General features: G+C 55.3%; 19 protein-coding genes. 7 read left to right on the top strand and 12 right to left on the bottom strand.

Annotation, left to right across the window (positions count from 1 at the left end; all coding sequences use genetic code 11):
- Nucleotides 1-121 precede the first annotated feature (121 nt).
- The gene (locus B3041_RS07865) at nt 122-1,315 is read left to right on the top strand and encodes a multidrug effflux MFS transporter (protein WP_292971190.1); all 1,194 of its coding nucleotides are present in this window, start codon (nt 122-124) and stop codon (nt 1,313-1,315) included.
- Here the strand turns inward: B3041_RS07865 and dadX are convergent.
- Both dadX and B3041_RS07855 read right to left on the bottom strand, forming a co-directional pair.
- Entirely contained in the window at nt 1,308-2,378 is a 1,071-nt protein-coding gene (gene dadX / locus B3041_RS07860) for a catabolic alanine racemase DadX (RefSeq protein WP_292971187.1), read from the bottom strand. The genes B3041_RS07865 and dadX overlap by 8 nt on opposite strands.
- A gap of 21 nt (nt 2,379-2,399) precedes the next feature.
- The gene (locus B3041_RS07855) at nt 2,400-3,701 is read right to left on the bottom strand and encodes a D-amino acid dehydrogenase (RefSeq protein WP_292971184.1); all 1,302 of its coding nucleotides are present in this window, start codon (nt 3,699-3,701) and stop codon (nt 2,400-2,402) included.
- Nucleotides 3,702-4,188: 487 nt separating this feature from the next.
- Between B3041_RS07855 and B3041_RS07850 the strand changes: the two genes are divergently transcribed.
- The gene (locus B3041_RS07850) at nt 4,189-5,724 is read left to right on the top strand and encodes a SpoVR family protein (protein ID WP_065649154.1); all 1,536 of its coding nucleotides are present in this window, start codon (nt 4,189-4,191) and stop codon (nt 5,722-5,724) included.
- A 35-nt stretch (nt 5,725-5,759) separates the two neighbouring features.
- On the opposite strand, the gene fadR is transcribed toward B3041_RS07850, so the two are convergent.
- A complete protein-coding gene (gene fadR / locus B3041_RS07845; RefSeq protein WP_292971181.1) occupies nt 5,760-6,479 on the bottom strand; it encodes a fatty acid metabolism transcriptional regulator FadR in 720 nt (239 codons plus the stop codon).
- Between the two features lie 284 nt (nt 6,480-6,763).
- On the opposite strand from fadR, the gene dsbB reads away from it, so the two are divergent.
- Nucleotides 6,764-7,294, top strand: a complete 531-nt coding sequence (gene dsbB / locus B3041_RS07840) for a disulfide bond formation protein DsbB (protein WP_065649152.1) — start codon at nt 6,764-6,766, stop codon at nt 7,292-7,294.
- Between the two features lie 11 nt (nt 7,295-7,305).
- Here the strand turns inward: dsbB and B3041_RS07835 are convergent, their stop codons facing one another.
- The 3 genes from B3041_RS07835 to B3041_RS07825 all read right to left on the bottom strand — a co-directional run bounded on the left by B3041_RS07835 (nt 7,306) and on the right by B3041_RS07825 (nt 9,016).
- A complete protein-coding gene (locus B3041_RS07835; protein WP_039384718.1) occupies nt 7,306-7,752 on the bottom strand; it encodes a YcgN family cysteine cluster protein in 447 nt (148 codons plus the stop codon).
- A 65-nt stretch (nt 7,753-7,817) separates the two neighbouring features.
- Nucleotides 7,818-8,477: a fumarylacetoacetate hydrolase family protein gene (locus tag B3041_RS07830; protein WP_065649151.1), complete on the bottom strand. Its 660-nt coding sequence runs from the start codon at nt 8,475-8,477 to the stop codon at nt 7,818-7,820.
- Between the two features lie 263 nt (nt 8,478-8,740).
- Nucleotides 8,741-9,016, bottom strand: a complete 276-nt coding sequence (locus B3041_RS07825; RefSeq protein ID WP_065649150.1) for a YcgL domain-containing protein — start codon at nt 9,014-9,016, stop codon at nt 8,741-8,743.
- A 154-nt stretch (nt 9,017-9,170) separates the two neighbouring features.
- On the opposite strand from B3041_RS07825, the gene minC reads away from it, so the two are divergent.
- The 3 genes from minC to minE are packed head-to-tail and all read left to right on the top strand — an operon-like array spanning nt 9,171 to nt 10,997.
- Nucleotides 9,171-9,878 (top strand): septum site-determining protein MinC, encoded by a 708-nt coding sequence (gene minC / locus B3041_RS07820; protein ID WP_065649149.1) that lies wholly within the window; start codon nt 9,171-9,173, stop codon nt 9,876-9,878.
- 33 nt (nt 9,879-9,911) lie between these two features.
- Complete coding sequence (gene minD / locus B3041_RS07815) at nt 9,912-10,724, top strand: septum site-determining protein MinD (RefSeq protein WP_065649148.1); 813 nt, start codon at nt 9,912-9,914, stop codon at nt 10,722-10,724.
- Between the two features lie 3 nt (nt 10,725-10,727).
- Nucleotides 10,728-10,997 carry a cell division topological specificity factor MinE gene (minE, locus tag B3041_RS07810; protein ID WP_039384731.1) on the top strand — a complete coding sequence of 90 codons (270 nt, stop codon included), beginning with the start codon at nt 10,728-10,730 and terminating at the stop codon, nt 10,995-10,997.
- 55 nt (nt 10,998-11,052) lie between these two features.
- Here minE and rnd read toward each other — a convergent pair whose 3' ends face one another.
- The 5 genes from rnd to B3041_RS07785 all read right to left on the bottom strand — a co-directional run bounded on the left by rnd (nt 11,053) and on the right by B3041_RS07785 (nt 17,472).
- A complete protein-coding gene (gene rnd, locus B3041_RS07805; RefSeq protein WP_065650460.1) occupies nt 11,053-12,174 on the bottom strand; it encodes a ribonuclease D in 1,122 nt (373 codons plus the stop codon).
- A 99-nt stretch (nt 12,175-12,273) separates the two neighbouring features.
- A complete protein-coding gene (fadD, locus tag B3041_RS07800; protein WP_139074185.1) occupies nt 12,274-13,950 on the bottom strand; it encodes a long-chain-fatty-acid--CoA ligase FadD in 1,677 nt (558 codons plus the stop codon).
- 205 nt (nt 13,951-14,155) lie between these two features.
- Complete coding sequence (locus B3041_RS07795) at nt 14,156-14,749, bottom strand: Slp family lipoprotein (RefSeq protein ID WP_065649146.1); 594 nt, start codon at nt 14,747-14,749, stop codon at nt 14,156-14,158.
- A 61-nt stretch (nt 14,750-14,810) separates the two neighbouring features.
- Nucleotides 14,811-15,509: a tRNA (adenosine(37)-N6)-threonylcarbamoyltransferase complex dimerization subunit type 1 TsaB gene (gene tsaB, locus B3041_RS07790; protein WP_065649145.1), complete on the bottom strand. Its 699-nt coding sequence runs from the start codon at nt 15,507-15,509 to the stop codon at nt 14,811-14,813.
- Nucleotides 15,510-15,561: 52 nt separating this feature from the next.
- Complete coding sequence (locus B3041_RS07785; RefSeq protein WP_065649144.1) at nt 15,562-17,472, bottom strand: ATP-dependent DNA helicase; 1,911 nt, start codon at nt 17,470-17,472, stop codon at nt 15,562-15,564.
- Nucleotides 17,473-17,597: 125 nt separating this feature from the next.
- Between B3041_RS07785 and B3041_RS07780 the strand changes: the two genes are divergently transcribed.
- Nucleotides 17,598-17,942, top strand: coding sequence for a RidA family protein (locus tag B3041_RS07780; protein ID WP_065650459.1), 345 nt, complete (start codon nt 17,598-17,600; stop codon nt 17,940-17,942).
- A 12-nt stretch (nt 17,943-17,954) separates the two neighbouring features.
- Here the strand turns inward: B3041_RS07780 and B3041_RS07775 are convergent, their stop codons facing one another.
- Complete coding sequence (locus tag B3041_RS07775; RefSeq protein WP_065649143.1) at nt 17,955-18,140, bottom strand: YoaH family protein; 186 nt, start codon at nt 18,138-18,140, stop codon at nt 17,955-17,957.
- Nucleotides 18,141-18,247: the final 107 nt, after the last annotated feature.

Genomic DNA, 18,247 nt, shown 5'->3' with positions numbered 1-18,247 from the left:
CCGCTGTCTGTGCGATGCCTGCCGTCCGGCGGCAGGCATCGCCTTTTCACTTTAGCGCTTTCTTTTTACCCGCAGAGTCATTACCCTTCTCGCCTGTTTAACAGGACGTTTCTGGTTCCTCATGCAAAAATTTACGCTTCTTCTGCTGAGCCTGGTGCTGCTGGCTCCGCTGGGTATTGATCTCTACCTGCCTGTTCTGCCGCAGATTGCCGAAGGCCTTAACGCCCCGGTCAGCCTGATCCAGCTTACCATCCCGCTGTTCCTGCTGATTATGGGCATGGGTCAGCTGGTGACCGGCCCGCTGGTGGACAATTTTGGCCGCAAGCCCGTGGCGCTGATCGGCCTGTTGCTCTATATCGCAGGCAGCGCCGTGGCCGCTACCGCCACGCTCTGGCCGGTGTTTTTCCTCGCACGTGTTATTCAGGGCTGCGGCGTCTGCTGCAGCGCGGTAGTGGCATTCAGCGGCGTACGCGATCGCCTGAGCGGCGATGAGGCGGCACGTGCTTACGGTTTCCTTAATGGTGCGCTGAACATTGTACCGGCGCTGGCGCCGCTGCTGGGCGGCCTTCTGGCAGAAGCCTATGGCTGGCGTGCGCCCTTCTGGTTCCTGTGCAGCTATGCGCTGGCGATCGGCCTGCTGGTGATAGTGGCCTTACCGGAAACCCGGCCGGCAGATACGCTGCGTGTGAAAGGGCTTCCGCTGGCACAATATGGCGCAATTCTGCGCCAGCCACGCTTTCTTGCGTTTGCGTTTGCCAATGCAGGCGCTCTGGGTATGGTGCTGACCTACGTCTCTCTGGCACCGCATGTGCTGATGACCGAAGGTGGCCTGACGCCGCTGCAGTTTTCGTTTGCTTTTGGTGCCAACGGCTTCTGGATCATGGTGGTCAGCGCCTTCGTGAATAAAACAATCCGCAAAGCGGGCCGGCCATTTTGTCTGGCTATGGGTTTTATCACGATGCTGCTGGGAGCAATACTGCTGCTGGCGGGCGTTCACCTTCTGCCTGCTGAATGGCAGTATCACTGGGCGCTCTATATGATCCCGGTGGCGGTGTCAGTTGCAGGCCTCGCCTTTACCGTTGGCCCGGCTACCAGCTATGCGCTGGAACCCTATCAGCAGCAGGCGGGCGTAGCCTCGGCGCTACAGGGGTTTATTCAGATGGCGGGAGGCGCTGGCGGCAGCATGGCAATCGTGGCTCTGCCGATTGCAGAAAAATCGTCACTGGCCCTGATGATGCTGACGGGGGCAGCGCTGGCACTCACTGCCTGGCGCTGCAGCCGTAAGATACGCGGCAGCGTAACCGCGCTTAAATAACCTCAACCGGCACGCGCGGGGCGAGCGCGCACATCAGCTCATACCCTACCGTGCCGGCCGCTGCTGCGACCTCATCAATCTTCACGTCATTACCCCACAGCTCAACGGCGGTACCAATACCCGCCTGCGGACAGGGTTCAAGATCGATCATCATCATATCCATCGACACCGTTCCCAGCGTGCGGGTGCGCACGCCGCCCACGGATATGGGCGTGCCGGTAGGAGCATGGCGCGGATAACCATCAGCATAACCACAGGCAACAACGCCAATCCGCTGAGGTCCGCTGGCCCGGTAGCGATAGCCATAGCCGACGCCATCGCCCGCTGTCAGCTGCTGCACACCAATAATTTCACTGCTCAGCGTCATAACCGGCTGCAGCCCGGTACCGGCGATATCCTGCCAGCGACCGCTGGGCGAAGCGCCATACAGAATGATCCCCGGACGCACCCAGTCATGATGTGTGAGCGGATGCCACAGCGTGGCGGCGGAGTTGGCGAGCGAACGCGGACAGCTCAGGCCTTCAGCCGCCTGTTCAATGCGCTGCAGTGGCTCTGCTATTCCCTCCGGATTATCGGCATCAGCGAAATGTGCCATCAGCGTGATTTCACCTACCCCCGGCAGCGCGCGCAGTTTTTGCCAGACGTTATGCACCTGTTCAGGGCGAAAACCGAGCCGGTTCATACCGCTGTTCATTTTCAGATACACATCCACGGGGGCGGAGAGCTGTGCGGTCGCCAGAGCGTTAATTTGCCAGTTACTGTGCACGCTGGTGGTCAGCCGGTAGCGATCGATAAGCTTCAGATCGTCGGCGTGAAAAAACCCCTCCAGCAGCAGAATAGGTTTTTTCCATCCCTGCTCGCGCAGCAGAATAGCCTCTTCAATGTTGAGTAACGCAAAACCGTCGGTGCTCTCCAGCGACTGCCAGACGCGGGCAATCCCGTGCCCGTAAGCGTTGGCTTTGACCACTGACCATACGTGTGACTGCGGCGCTGCCTGACGCACCACAGACAGGTTATGACGCAGCGCCTGTCGGTTAACCGACGCGCGCACAGGACGTGACATAGTGTTAACTCTCCGTGAGTGTTAGCGTGCGATATCCGCGCGGCGTAAAGGCGATGCGTGCGAGGCAAAACCCGGCAGATAGCGCAATACAGAGAGATCGTCTGCGGCAATCGCGGGTTTCTGACCCGATACAATATCAGCCAGTAGCTGACCGGAACCACAGGCCATGGTCCATCCCAGCGTACCGTGTCCGGTATTGAGATAGAGATTGGTCAGCGGGGTACGACCCACAATCGGCGTACCGTCTGGCGTCATCGGACGCAGCCCCGTCCAGAAAGAGGCTTGTTCGATAAATCCGCCTTCAGGATAGAGATCGCGCACGACCATCTCCAGCGTTTCCCGTCGTGCCGGCAACAGTTTGGTGTTAAAACCGACAATCTCTGCCATGCCGCCCACCCGGATACGGTTATCAAAGCGGGTCACCGCCACTTTATACGTTTCATCCAGTATGGTGGAGCGCGGCGCGGCGTCAGCCTCTTTTACCGGAATAGTCAGCGAATACCCTTTGAGCGGGTAGACCGGGATCGCGAGGATATCTTTCAGCAGCGAGGTCGAATAGGAGCCAAATGCCACTACGTAAGCATCTGCTTTGATCACTTCATCACCGCACTTCACACCATAGATGCGGTTACCTTCCCGCAGCAGCTGATCGACCGGCGTATTAAAGCGAAACGTGACGCCTGCCGCCATCGCCATTTCTGCCAGGCGTTGAGTAAAGAGCTGGCAATCGCCGGTTTCATCATTGGGCAACCGCAGGCCACCGGTCAGCTTGTGCGCGGTGGCGGCCAGCGCCGGCTCGGCACGCTGCAGCTCATGAGCCTGCAGCAGCTCATAAGGCACGCCTGCCTCTTTCAGCACGGCAATATCTTTGCTGGCGCTGTCGAACTGCTGCTGCGTACGAAACAGCTGCAGGGTTCCGCCCTGCCGCTCTTCATAGGCAATGCCGGTTTCAGCGCGCAGCGTTTTCAGGCAGTCGCGGCTGTATTCAGCAATACGCACCATACGGGCTTTGTTTTCCTGATAGTGGCGCATATCGCAATTGCGCAGCATCTGCCACATCCACTCAAGCTGGAACCGGCTGCCGTCCGGCCGCATCGCCAGCGGCGCATGGCGCTGAAACATCCATTTAATCGCCTTTAACGGCACGCCCGGCGCGGCCCAGGGCGCCGCATAGCCAGGAGAGATCTGACCGGCGTTGCCGGCACTGGTTTCCAGCGCGGCGGCAGGCTGACGATCGATGACGGTGACCTCATGTCCGGCCTGCGCCAGATACCAGGCGCTTGCCACTCCCACCACCCCACTTCCCAGAATCACGACACGCATAGGCCCCTCGAGACAAAAGCATAATTAACTGGTATGAGCATCTGAGTCAGAATAATCAGGCTGCTCTGTTTATCTTAGATTTTACCCGGCTATTTCACATCTTTTTTAACATTCTGCACACTTAAATCCTTTCCGATGGCAAAGATCAGAGTTTTACCGCTTCTGATGCGCTAACCGGAGCGCTTTGTTAGAAAAAAATCAGGGCTTTTTCCCTTTTTCAGCAGAATCACCCACTGCTGTCCGCGGGCTATTTTTTTAGTTTATTATTCTGCCATTTCATTTGGAGCCGGATTAATATCTTAGGCCGCGATGGGATTACGCTATCCGGATGATTTTCTGCCAAAAAAATCGTTTGAGTTACGTTATCGGATGCGAGACAGTGAACTATCCTTGATCTGTTCGCTCAGTTTTTGGGCGCTCTTTCTCAGGACGAAGCCTTCACCCGTGTGGCAGGGTCTTCCTGCCGCCTGCAAAACAGAGGTGCGCTATGACGACAATGTTTGACGAGCCAACCCGTAGCAGTAAACGACTCAGTGACGGGCCCGACTGGACATTTGAGCTGCTTGATGTCTACCTGGCTGAAATTGACCGCGTAGCGAAAAGCTACGGTCTTGATACCTATCCGCATCAGATTGAAGTCATCACATCCGAGCAGATGATGGATGCCTACTCCAGCGTAGGAATGCCCATTAATTATGCTCACTGGTCTTTCGGTAAAAAGTTTATCGAAACCGAGCAGCGCTATAAGCATGGGCAGCAGGGGCTCGCTTATGAGATCGTCATCAATTCTAACCCCTGTATCGCCTATCTGATGGAAGAGAATACAATGACCATGCAGGCGCTGGTCATGGCTCATGCCTGCTACGGACACAACTCTTTCTTCAAAAATAACTATCTGTTCCGCAGCTGGACCGATGCGAGTTCGATCGTCGATTACCTGCTGTTTGCCCGTAACTATATTGCCGACTGCGAGGAGCGCTTTGGCGTCGAAGAGGTTGAGCGTCTGGTGGACTCCTGCCACGCCTTAATGAACTATGGCGTTGACCGCTATAAGCGCCCGCAAAAAATTTCACTGCAGGAAGAGAAAGCGCGGCAAAAGAGTCGCGAAGAGTATCTGCAGAGCCAGGTAAATACGCTATGGCGTACGCTGCCGCGTAAAGAGAAAGAGGCGTCACACGTTGAAGCGGCGCGCTATCCCTCTGAGCCGCAGGAAAATCTGCTCTACTTCATGGAAAAAAATGCCCCCTTGCTGGAGCCCTGGCAGCGTGAAGTGCTGCGCATCGTGCGTAAAGTAAGCCAGTATTTCTATCCGCAGAAACAGACGCAGGTAATGAACGAAGGCTGGGCAACCTTCTGGCACTATACGATCCTCAATCATCTCTACGATGAGGGCAAAGTATCAGAACGTTTTATGATGGAGTTTTTGCACAGCCACACCAACGTTATCTATCAGCCACCTTATAACAGCCAGTGGTATAACGGCATCAACCCTTATGCCCTGGGCTTTGCTATGTTCCAGGACATCAAACGCATCTGCCAGTCGCCAACAGAAGAAGACCGCCACTGGTTCCCCGATATCGCTGGCTCGGACTGGCTTAAAACGCTGCATTTTGCGATGCGCGAGTTTAAAGATGAGAGTTTTATCAGCCAGTTCCTGTCGCCAAAAGTGATGCGCGATTTCCGCCTGTTCACTGTTATGGATGACGATCGTAATAACTACCTGGAAATTGCGGCGATTCATGATGAGGCGGGCTATCGCGCGATTCGCCAGCAGCTGTCTGCCCAGTATAACCTCAGCAATCTGGAGCCCAACATTCAGGTCTACAACGTAGATTTGCGCGGTGACCGGTCGCTAACGCTGCGCTATGTTCCTCAGCAGCGTGCGCCGCTGGATAAAAGCCGGCGCGATGTGCTGAAACATGTTCACCGGCTTTGGGGATTTGATATTCATCTTGAACAGCAGAATGAAGATGGCAGCATAGAGTTGCTCGACCGCTGTCCGCCGCGGGCGCCCGGACTCTGAGCATGAAAAAACCGGACTGAATAGTCCGGTTTTTTTTAGCGCTTGCTGCCGAGATCGTCTGGCAGGTTTTTCTGCATACTGTGCCAGATCTCTCCGCTGCGGCGGCCATATACCCGCACGCACTCAACGACCTGTTCCTGCGTCGGCTGCTGCGTACACATATCTGCCAGCTGCTGATAAAAACGGTGCGCCAGTTCACGCGCTTCAGGGTTAGAGAAATAGTGGCGTCCGACCCGCGTATAAAGCCCCTTCAGTCCGTTGAGGATCAGACCATAAATCGGGTTACCGGAAGCAAACGCCAGACCGCGGAATACCCGATAATCGAGTTCAGCATAGGCATCCGCCTGATCCTGCTCATGCAGCGCACTCTCCAGCACTTCGCGGGCTTTTTCCGGATGATGACGCAGCGCACGGCTGATAAAAATAGACGCGATATTGCTGCGTACCGACAGCAGATTATCAATCAGCTGCGGCACGCTGTCGTGATCGAGCCGGGCCAGCGTCTCAAGGATATTAAGCCCGGACGTTTCCCAGAAATCATTTACGCGCGTTGGCTTGCCATGCTGAATGGTCAGCCAGCCATCACGAGCAAGACGCTGCAGCACTTCGCGCAGGGTGGTACGGGTAACGCCAATTAGCTCAGACAATTCACGTTCAGCAGGCAGGATCGACCCGGGGGGGAAACGGCTGTTCCAGATACTCTCAATTATGTACTCTTCTGCGAATCCTGCAGGGCTCTGCGCCTTGATAACCATAGCGTTACGTTCTCATTGCGTTCTTTATCGTCATTACACTCATCATACCAGAGGGGCTATAGCGGAAATAGTCTGCAGGTGGATTAAAAGCATGGCCTGGCGCAAATTTCAGCATGCGGCTGAATGCTTTCACCTGCCCTGTGCCGCACAAACGGCTGACGGGGGAAACAATCTGCTGCGTAAACGATCTGCGTCATTTTTATCGCTGAATTCCGGATTGCAGGCTGGCAGCGTCGGGCTTTTGGTTTACACTGCCAGGCACTGATAGCTAAGGAAAATCCACTATGTTGCGATATCTGAATCTCTGCTCGCGCGGGCGTGGCGCCTGGCTGCTGCTGGCATTCACCGCGCTGGCACTGGAGCTGGTGGCGCTGTTCTTCCAGCATGGGATGGGGCTTAAGCCCTGCGTGATGTGTATCTATGAGCGATGCGCCCTGTTTGGCGTAATGGCAGCAGGGGTAGTGGGTGCGATTGCGCCGCAAACTCCGCTGCGCTGGGCCAGTCTTGCCATCTGGATTTACAGTGCCGCTGAGGGCCTGCGCTTATCCTGGGAGCACACCATGCTGCAGCTGCACCCCAACCCGTTTGTCACCTGCGACTTTGCCGCACGCTTTCCGGCATGGCTGCCACTGGACAAATGGCTGCCTGCAGTGTTTGTTGCCAGTGGCGACTGCGCTGAGCGCGGCTGGACATTTCTTGGCTGGAGCATGCCGCAGTGGATGATCGCCATTTTTGCCGCCTACCTGCTGGTGGCCATGGTCGTGCTCGTGGCTCAGCTCTTCAGGCCGCGTCCGCGCAACCTGTTTGGTCGCTGACGGACGGAGAATCAGCCATTGCGATCGGGACGGTCGATAATGTGATCTTCCCAGTCGCGTACTTCACTCTCCCGTACAGCGATGTAGCGCACAGAGATCCGCTGGGCATGCATCGCTTTTTTTGATCCTGCCAGCAGCGGATGCCAGGCAGGCAGCGCTTTGCCTTCACCAAGCAGCCGGTAGGCGCAGGTGCGCGGCAGCCAGTTAAACGTTGTAAGGTTTTCACGCGTGAGCTTGATACAATCTTCTTCATATTCAAACCGGCGTTCATAATTACGGCACTGGCAGGTTTTAATATTCAGCTGGTTGCAGGCGACATTAGTAAAATAGATTTCATCAGTATCTGCGTCCTGCAGCTTATTCAGACAGCACTGTCCGCAGCCGTCACACAGCGATTCCCACTCAGCGTCGTCCATTTGTTCCAGACGTTTGGTCTGCCAGAAAGGTTGGTCACTCATCATTACGGTCCGGGTTGTTCAGCAAAACCGCACCTTATAAAGGTTAAGATGCGGTGATGCAAGTATTACAGCACGCGCGTGCTGATACCGTGACCCGCCAGCGATATCTCAAGTTTGTCACCTGAACGCAGCGGACCCACGCCCTCTGGCGTGCCGGTCAGAATCACATCGCCTGCGCGCAGCGTAAAAAACTGGCTCATATAGGCGATAAGCGGCTTGATTTTATGGATCATGTCAGACGTGGAGCCGTGCTGACGCACCTCCCCGTTCACTACCAGCTTCAGTTCACTGTTTTGCGGATCGCCCGTGTAGTCATTGACCGGAATAAAACCGGAAAGCGGGCAGGCATTATCAAACCCTTTCGCGCGCTCCCACGGCTGGCCCGCTTTTTTAAAGCTTGCCTGCAGGTCGCGCAGCGTAAGGTCCAGCGCTACCCCATAACCCGCAATCGCTTTCGCTACATGCTCTTCGCTTGCCTGCTTTAGCGTCGCGCCAATCAGGACGGCGAGTTCTACCTCATGATGCACATCACCCAGCGCGGCGGGAATAGAGAGCGGCTGCCGCAAATCGCATAAGGCTGTCTCAGGTTTAATGAACAGGACCGGCTCGTCCGGGGTTGCGCTGCCCATCTCTTTAATATGTTTTGCATAATTACTGCCTACGCACACCACTTTGCTGACCGGAAAATCCAGCAGAGCACCCTGCCAGTTACGATGCTGATACATATTTTTCACCTGCCTGAGTTATGTTTGCACTCTGCCAGCATGGCAGAGGCTCTGTGAGTAGCGGCCGGAACGGGGCGCCAGTGATAATAATATTAACGGTTATCGCGACAGGTGTAACAGAAATTGTCAAAAGAGATTTATCTTTCTTACGATGGCGGGCAAACAAATATTAATTGCCCATGACAAAACCGGACATGGGCAATTAATTAATCACTGAACACTGAATATATTTACAGGCTATATTTTTTACAGATGAATCTGAATTAAACTTCTTTACCCTGCTCAAGATGGACGTTGAGCAAACTTTCTACAGGTGGGGGGATCTGCAAATAATAACCCTGCTCACGCAGTCCCTGCTTTACCTTTTCAATGTCTGCGTTGGCCAGCCTCTCACGCTTGTCCAGCGACAGCACCATCGCCAACTGTGGCTTGCCAAACCCTTTAAGCAGCGCTTCCGGCACGCGGGAAAAATCGTCCTTTTTTTCTACATAAAGATAAGTCTGGTCTCGTTGCGGGCTTCTATAGATCACACAAAACATATTTTTTACTCGAATTAACTGTTAGCGTCACTTGCCTGAATATTACAGTAACTATAACATGCTTGCAGAACTTCGAATATTGACCCGGGGATGTTAATGGCGATTTTATCGACGTTCATTTTCAGGTCAAAAAAACAGGACTGAGCCAGGACAGATGCCGCAATCGCCAATCGAATTCAAGGGAAGCAGTTTTACCCTGTCAGTTGTTCATCTGCACCATTCACAACCCGATGTGATTCGTCAGGCGCTGCAGGAGAAAATCGATCAGGCGCCGGCGTTTTTACAGAACGCACCGGTTGTCCTGAACATCTCAGCGCTCTCCGGGGATATTAACTGGAAGCAGATGCAGCAGGCGATCAGCGCGACCGGACTGCGTATTGTTGGCGTTAGCGGTTGCAAAGATGACGCCCAGAAAAAAATGGTGGCCCGCGCGGGTTTACCGGTGCTGTCTGAAGGTAAAGAGAATCGCAAAACGGCTGAAGCACCGCCTGCAGAAGAAGTTGCTGCACCTGCGGTTGTTACCGAGAGCATTAACAAAACGCGCGTGGTGAATACACCAGTGCGTTCCGGTCAGCAGATTTATGCCCGTAACGCCGATCTGATTGTCACCAGCAGCGTCAGCGCCGGGGCAGAACTGGTGGCCGATGGCAATATTCACATATACGGCATGATGCGCGGTCGGGCGCTGGCAGGTGCCAGCGGCGATCGCGACTGCCAGATTTTTTGTACTCACCTTGCTGCTGAGCTGGTCTCAATTGCCGGTGAGTACTGGATCATGGATCAGATTCCGGCGGAATTTTTTGGTAAAGCGGCGCGCCTCTGTCTGAAAGAGGGCGCGCTTACCATCCAGACACTTAATTAGGCCCCTTTTCTTTCGTTAAGGAAATCAACATTTATGGCACGCATTATTGTAGTAACATCGGGCAAAGGGGGCGTTGGCAAGACCACGTCAAGCGCGGCCATCGCGACAGGGTTAGCGCAAAAGGGCAAAAAAACCGTTGTTATCGACTTTGATATCGGTCTGCGTAATCTTGATTTGATTATGGGCTGTGAACGTCGCGTCGTGTACGACTTTGTTAACGTTATTCAGGGCGATGCGACCCTGAATCAGGCGCTGATCCGCGATAAACGCACCGAGCAGCTCTATATTCTGCCGGCCTCGCAGACGCGTGATAAAGATGCTCTGACGCGCGAAGGCGTCGAGAAAGTGCTGAACGATTTAGCCGCTATGGAGTTCGATTTTATCGTCTGTGACTCCCCGGCCGGCATCGAAACCGGCGCGCTGATGGCGCTCTATTTCGCGGATGAAGCGATCATCACAACCAACCCGGAAGTCTCATCCGTACGTGACTCTGACCGCATTCTGGGCATTATCTCCTCTAAGTCCCGCCGGGCTGAAAACAGCCAGGATCCGGTCAAAGAGCATCTGCTGCTGACCCGCTACAATCCGGGCCGTGTCACCCGTGGCGATATGCTGAGCATGGAAGATGTGCTGGAAATCCTGCGTATTCCGCTGGTGGGTGTTATCCCGGAAGATCAGTCTGTGCTGCGCGCCTCAAACCAGGGCGAACCGGTGATCCTCGACACCAATTCTGACGCCGGTAAAGCTTATGCTGATACCGTAGAACGCCTGCTTGGCGAAGAACGCCCCTTCCGCTTTATTGAAGAAGAGAAGAAGGGTTTCCTGAAACGCCTGTTCGGGGGATAACCAATGGCCTTACTCGATTTCTTTTTATCCCGTAAAAAGAGCACAGCCAATATAGCCAAGGAGCGGCTGCAGATTATCGTCGCTGAACGCAGGAGGGGCGACAGTGAGCCCCACTATTTGCCTCAGCTTAAACGCGATATCCTGGAAGTGATCTGCAAGTATGTCAAAATCGATCCCGATATGGTGACCGTACAGCTCGATCAGAAAGGCGACGATATTTCGATTCTGGAGCTGAACGTGACGCTGCCGGAAACGGAAGACGCCCCGAAATGAGTGGAGCAGATCGCAGCGTTTCCCCTGCGTAGTAACGCAGGGGAAAGTCGCGGTTTTACAGCGCCTGCAGAATCTGATCGATCCCCGGCTTCAGCAGCTCACCACGCCAGCCATTCAGCAGTTCGGGTGTGCGGTTTGCTGATTTCAGCCCCCAGTATATGCTGAGAACCTGATTGATCTGGCGGCGTGATGCCAGCAGTTCCTGACTGTACCCTGTCTCTTCGCTTACCTGCTGTACCAGCGCTTTAATCGCTTTAAAGACCTGCTTATAGTGCGGGTGCTCAATGAGATTGGGCAGCGGCGCCGGCAGCGTTGCCTCATCCTGTACCAGCGCATCCGCCACCAGCTCAATCATCGCTTTACCGTGAAAGCGGATTTCATGGCCGTTGAGTCCAAGATGATCCAGTTCACCGAGGCTGCCAGGCAGATAGCGAGCCACTTTCCACAGATTCTCTTCACGCACTACAAAGTTAACCGCCATATCTTTCTGACGCGCCACTTTCAGACGCCATGCTGCCAGGCGCTGCAGTGCCGCCAGCTGGCGCGGGCGCAGCTGCCAGGCGTTGGTGATATCGCGCCACGCTTCCTCAGGCTGCACGATGTCCAGCCGACGCTGACACAGCATGTCGCACTCGCTCAGTGCTGCATGCATATTGCCGGCGGCGTCAGTCTGCGTCATCAGCTGACGAGCAATCGGCAGCAGGTACGCAACATCCGCTGCGGCATACTGACACTGGCGCTCGGTCAGCGGGCGCGCGAGCCAGTCGGTGCGGGCCTCACTTTTATCCAGTTCGATCTGGTTAAAGTGATTCACCATGGCCGCAAAGCCCCAGGAGAGCGGCTGACCGGAAAAAGCGGCCAGGATCTGGGTATCGATCATCGGCTGCGGCAGGCAACCAAAGCGATGCAGAAAGACTTCCAGATCTTCGCCACCGGCGTGCAGAAATTTCGTCACCTGCACGTCCTGCAGCAAAGCGATAAACGGCGCCCAGTCACCAATCGGCAGTGGATCGATCAGCACCAGTTGTTCACCATCAAACAGCTGAATCAGCCCAAGCTGAGGATAGTAAGTCCGGGTGCGTACAAATTCAGTATCCAGAGCAACAGCATCATGCTGGCGAGCCAGGCGGCACACTTCAGCCAGCTGGTGGTCTTGGTCGATCAGGGTGTAATTCACGTATTTATTCCCGCTGCGCAAACCCCGCGCAGCGCTCCATGTTAAAAGCAATAAAAACGCCGGTCGTTGCCGGCGTTAACCTGTGGAAGCGCGGCAACCTTATTGCCCTTCCCGCTTCGCCTCATCGCGCAGTTCACGCCGTAAAATTTTGCCCACGTTTGTCTTTGGCAGCTCTTCACGAAATTCAATGATTTTCGGCACTTTGTAGCCGGTCAGCTGACGCCGGCAGTGATCCAGCACCTCTTCTTTGGTAAGTGCAGGATCTTTTTTAACAATACAGACCTTCACCGCTTCACCGGAGAGTTCGCTTGGTACGCCAATCGCAGCGGCTTCACGGATTTTTGGATGCTGCATCAGCACATCTTCGATTTCGTTAGGATAGACATTGAAGCCGGAAACCAGAATCATATCTTTTTTACGATCGACAATCCGGATGAACCCCTCGCTGTCCACGGTAACAATATCGCCAGTATGCAGCCAGCCATTTTTCAGCACTTCCAGCGTGGCGTCAGGACGCTGCCAGTAGCCCGCCATCACCTGCGGGCCGCGAATGCAAAGCTCGCCCGGCTCGCCCGGCGTCACTTCGTTATCCTGATCGTCAATAATCCGTACATCGGTAGAGGGCACCGGCAGGCCAATACTGCCGGTATGACAGGTAATGTCATAAGGGTTAACCGACACCAGCGGGGAGCATTCGGTAAGGCCGTAGCCTTCAAGCAGATAATGCCCGGTGAGCTTTTCCCAGCGCTCGGCGACGGCTTTCTGAACTGACATACCTCCGCCAGCTGAGAGCCGCAGCGTGGAGAAGTCGAGTTTGTTAAAGTTTTCGTCATTGAGCAGCGCGTTGAACAGCGTATTCACGCCGGTGATGGCGGTAAACGGGAATTTAGCCAGCTCTTTAACGAACCCTGGAATGTCGCGCGGATTAGTAATCAGCAGATTAGTGCCACCGAGATCAAGGAACAGCAGGCAGTTAACCGTCAGCGCAAAAATATGGTAAAGCGGCAGCGCCGTCACCACATGCTCCTGCCCGGCACGCAGCAGTTTGCCATAGGTGGCTTTTGTCTGCTCCAGATTGGCCTGCATGTTGCCATGGGTCAGCATTGCACCTTTAGCAACGCCGGTGGTGCCGCCGGTGTACTGCAGAAAGGCCAGATCATTATTACTTAACGCCGGGCGCTGATAAGCCATACGTGCGCCCTGCTGCAGCGCATGCCGCAGCGGCACCGCGCCAGGCAAATGGTATTTCGGCACCAGCTTTTTGATATATTTGACGACGAAGTTCACCAGCGTTGCTTTGACCGGTGCCAGGTGATCGCCCATACGCGTCAGCATGACATGCTTAACTGCCGTATCTGCCACGACCTTTTCCAGCGTGTGGGCAAAATTGGAGACGATAACAATCGCGCTGGCACCGCTGTCGTTGAGTTGATGCTTCAGCTCGCGCGGGGTATAGAGCGGGTTCACATTCACCACCACCATACCGGCACGCAGCACACCAAACAGCGCCACCGGATATTGCAGCAGATTAGGCATCATCAGCGCTACGCGATCGCCCTGCTGCAGTCCCAGCCCCTGTTGCAGCCAGGCGGCGAAGTCCCGGCTCTGCGCGTCAAGCTGGCGATAGGTCAGCGGCTGACCCATATTGATGAATGCAACGTTGTCAGCATAATGCAATACCGCATGTTCAAAGAGATCGACCAGAGAGGGATAGCGGTCGGCATTTATTTCTGCTGGCACATCTGGCGGATAGCGTTTCAGCCAAACTTTCGTCAAAGAGTCACCCCGATATTCTTGTTGCGTAGCCATCGCCGCCTCTGCAATCAGTGTTGTTAACAATACTTTAACTGATTGTACCAGTTTGCCGGTCGCGGCATTTTCAGGTTGCGAAGCCCATCACTAAATTTCGCGCGCCGGTTACGCGCCCAATAAAAAAGCCCGGCTGCGTGCACCGCAACCGGGCCGGAAAAGTATGCAGCGGCTATTCAGTCAGGATAGTCTGTACCTGAGCCGGCCCCCCCAGGTTCATCCCCCAGTAAGGGTTTGGCCCCCAGTAACCGGGATGATGCCGCGACGGACCATACCCGATCCAGGGATCGATCGGCTGAGGTGGCGTCATAACCTGCTGAGTAAGGTGCCAGCGCTGATAGCCACGCACATCAATTACAACAAAGTTATAACTGGCCTTGCCAATCTCACCTTTCTCGGTGCCCTTTATCGTACCCAGCACCGTAATATATTGGTTACTCAAATCGACCGGATCAACAAATCCGTTGATATCGGCGTATATCCGTCCGATTGAGGCAGCACCCAGCCGGGGCCGGGCGCTGTCATCCAGCGGCTGCGTGGCTATTTCCAGTCGCGTCAGTCCGTTAAGATTAGTAACGCGTACTACTTTACCGCCAAAACGCGACTCCTGGCCGACATAAAGCTGGGGGGCATTCATCACGCGCAGTAAATCCTGCTGCGGAAGCGCCGAGCTGCCTTTAATAGAATCGGGTACGCTGACGCAGCCGCTTAGCAGCAACACACACGCCAGTACGCTACCAGCGATTCCAGCACGATAACCTGGCATAAGCACATCTCCTGTAATTTTTAATTTAGACTGGAGGTGCAAAAATAAGTTGCGTAGCGGCTCAGCGTCCGGGCAACTTTTTCCACGCCACTTCGTTACGCAGGTAAACCGGCTCTGCATGCTCAACCGCTACGCTCTCCCCACGCTGCCACGCCTGCAGTGCCAGCGGCAGCATATCTTCAGCCGCAGGCAGCGTAACGGACGTTGCCAGCAGGGTTGCGCCCGGCGTGGTCATCAGCTCAGGCCAGGCCTGCCAGCCGGTGCCTGCGGTCGCCCACTCACCGCTCAGCGCGGCGATACGGGCGGCGGCAGCCTCTGGCTTCAGCACTGCTTCACTTTCAGCACCGTGCCAGTGGCCCGCTTCATCACGCTGATATTCAGCCCAGTAGACTTCGCCCATGCGTGCATCAATCGCCACCAGTACACGCGTGGCTCCGGTCAGCCGCCAGGCACCCTGCGCCATTGTTGCCAGCGAAGAGACGCCAATCATGGGTAAATCTGCCCCCAGTGCCAGTCCCTGCGCAATGCCAATACCAATGCGAACACCGGTAAAACTGCCCGGTCCGCGCCCAAACGCCAGCGCGTCCAGCGCGGTCAGTTCCAGCTGCTGCGCCTGCAGCAGCGACTGCACCAGCGGCAAAATACGTTGCGTGTGATCGCGCGGGGCAATTTCAAAACGGGCATCGATCTGCTGCTGATTCAGCAGCGCGGCAGAACAGGCTTCTGTCGCCGTGTCCAGTGCTAAAATTCGGGCGGACATAACAACCTCAGAGAATCAAAATGGCGCGCATCTTATCACAAAGCGGCATAAATTAGTGTTCCTCTGCCTGCCGGACAAAGTCGATCGCGCGCGCCAGATCGCGGGTACGCGGCGTGGGTGGCAGACTGTTGAGAAAGAGTTCGCCGTAGGGACGTGAAACCAGACGCTGATCGCAAATCACCAGTACGCCGCGATCGGCGGTGTCGCGGATCAAACGCCCGACCCCCTGCTTAAGGGTGATCACCGCATCCGGCAGCTGCACATCACTGAACGGATCGCCACCGCGCAGCCGGCAATCCTCCATGCGCGCTTTCAGCAGCGGATCGTCTGGCGAGGTAAACGGCAGTTTATCAATAATCACCAGCGACAGAGCATCGCCGCGGACGTCGACACCTTCCCAGAAGCTGCTGGTCGCGACCAGCAGCGCGTTGCCCGCCTCCAGAAACTGCTTCAGCAGCTGCCCTTTACTGGTCTCGCCCTGCAGCAGCACCGGCAGAGTCATTGACGCACGAAACTCGGCCGCCAGTTCACGCATCATTTTGTGTGAAGTGCAGAGAAAAAAGCAGCGCCCTTTATTAGCATCAATCAGCGGCTTCATCATCCGCGCCAGCTGCCGGGCTCCGCCGGGCGCATTTGGCTCCGGCATATTGCGCGGCACACACAGGAGCGCCTGCCGGGCGTAATCAAACGGACTGTCGAGGATCAGCGTCTGCGCCTGCTCAACACCAAGACGACTGGCGAAGTGCCCGACCTGTTCATTCACCGCCAGCGTGGCAGAAGTAAACACCCACGCCGCTTTACGTGTATCCATCACCTCACGAAAGCGTTCCGCGACTGAAAGCGGCGTCAGCGCCAGCGTAAAGTGCCGGCTGGTACATTCATACCAGTAGCTGAAACCGGGTTCGCTGATGGCGCGCAGTCGTTTCAGGCGGGTGCGATAGAGCGCCGCACGCTCAAAAGCTGCGTCCAGCAGCGCCGATCGCCCCAGAGAGAGTTTAATGACGTCGTAACAGAGTTCAAGCGCATCATCCAGCAGGGTGAACATGCGCATAACGTTATTGTCACTGAGCAGATCGCGCAGATTACCGCGAAAGCCGGGTTCGCCAAGCGTCAAACGAAAATCCTGCGCGCACTGCGCCAGCCGATCGGCAGATTTTTGCAGCTGCTGCACATCGCGCACCTCGGTGCGATAGGCAAGAATGATATCTTTGGCGAGATCCTGCAGCTGGCGGCTGGAGAGCTGCTGACCAAAATACTGGCTGGCGATATCAGGCAGCTGATGCGCCTCGTCGAAGATCATCACGTCCGCTTCCGGGATCAGCTCGCCGAAACCCCCCTCTTTCACCACCAGATCGGCCAGAAACAGGTGATGATTGACCACCACAACGTCAGCATCCATCGCTTTTTTGCGTGCTTTCACGACAAAACACTCTTTATAGAGCGGACAGTCACTGCCAAGACAGTTGTCATTGGTGCTGGTCACATAGGGCCAGATGGGACTGTCTTCGGCAACGCCAGCGCAGTTGCTGATATCGCCATCTTTTGTCTCTGATGACCAGCTGCGCACGTGGATAAGATCGCCCAGCGCCTGAACGGTAAGGTCGCCGCCGCTCTGATTTTGCTGCTCCATACGTTCGAGACAGAGGTAGTTAGACCGGCCTTTTAGCAGCGCGGTTTTTCCGCTGAACTTCAGCGCCCGGGCAATGGTGGGCAAATCACGATTATAGAGCTGATCCTGCAGCGCTTTTGATCCGGTAGAAACAATAACCTTCTTCTTTGCGCGTAATGCAGGCGCCAGATAGGCATACGTTTTACCGGTTCCGGTGCCCGCCTCCACCACCAGCTCTCCGCTATGCGTGACGGCGGCTGTAACCGCCTTCGCCATTTCATGCTGCGCTGCGCGCGGTTTAAAACCGGGAATTGCCTGCGCTAGCGCGCCATCGGCTGCAAAATCGTCTGCCACACATCCTCACCTGTTACCTGAAAACTACTGTAATTATGTCAGGATTCGGCAGACGCGACCACAACAGATGACATCCCGGCCCGGTTATGGCAGGCTGGCGCAGCAAAAAAACAGAGGAGAAAAGCATGTCTATTACGCGTATCGATCCCGAACATCGTATGTCTGAAGCCGTGATACATGACAATACGATTTACTATACCAGCGTACCGGAAAACCTGGATGCCGATGCAGAGGCGCAGACGGCCAACGCGCTGGCGGTGATTGACCGTATTCTGGCGCGCGCCGGCTCAGATAAAAGCAACATTCTTGACGCCACCATTTTTCTGGTTGATAAAGCGGATTTTGCTGCAATGAATCGTGCCTGGGATGCGTGGGTGTCGCCTGGCAATGCGCCAGTACGCTGCACCGTACAGGCCGGGCTGATGAACCCGCAATATAAAGTCGAAATAAAGATTATTGCCGCACGTTAAGCGGCACGGGCACTATTCGTTCTCATCTTCATCGTCGAAGCGTGCCCGAATTGCCTCACCCGTAAAGGTTTCGCGAATTTCCTGTGCCACCTGCGCAATCGCCTGTCCGCTGGACATACCCCCCGCCATCAGTTCCTGAATTCGCTCAACCGCCTGCTGCTGTTGCTCATGAGATAGTGCCGGAAGCCCTGTAAACATACGTTACTCCAGATTAAATCGGACGGGCATTATCCCACGTGGAACAAACAGGTGCCAGTGGCAAAAAAATATGTCAGGCTACGCCTCTGCCTGTTGAATGCTGCTGA

This window comes from Pantoea sp. UBA4549, assembly GCF_002387285.1.
Classification (GTDB): Bacteria; Pseudomonadota; Gammaproteobacteria; order Enterobacterales; family Enterobacteriaceae; genus Pantoea; species Pantoea borealis.
Note: the sequence above shows the minus strand (reverse complement) of the source record. Positions and strands in the feature narration are given on the sequence as shown.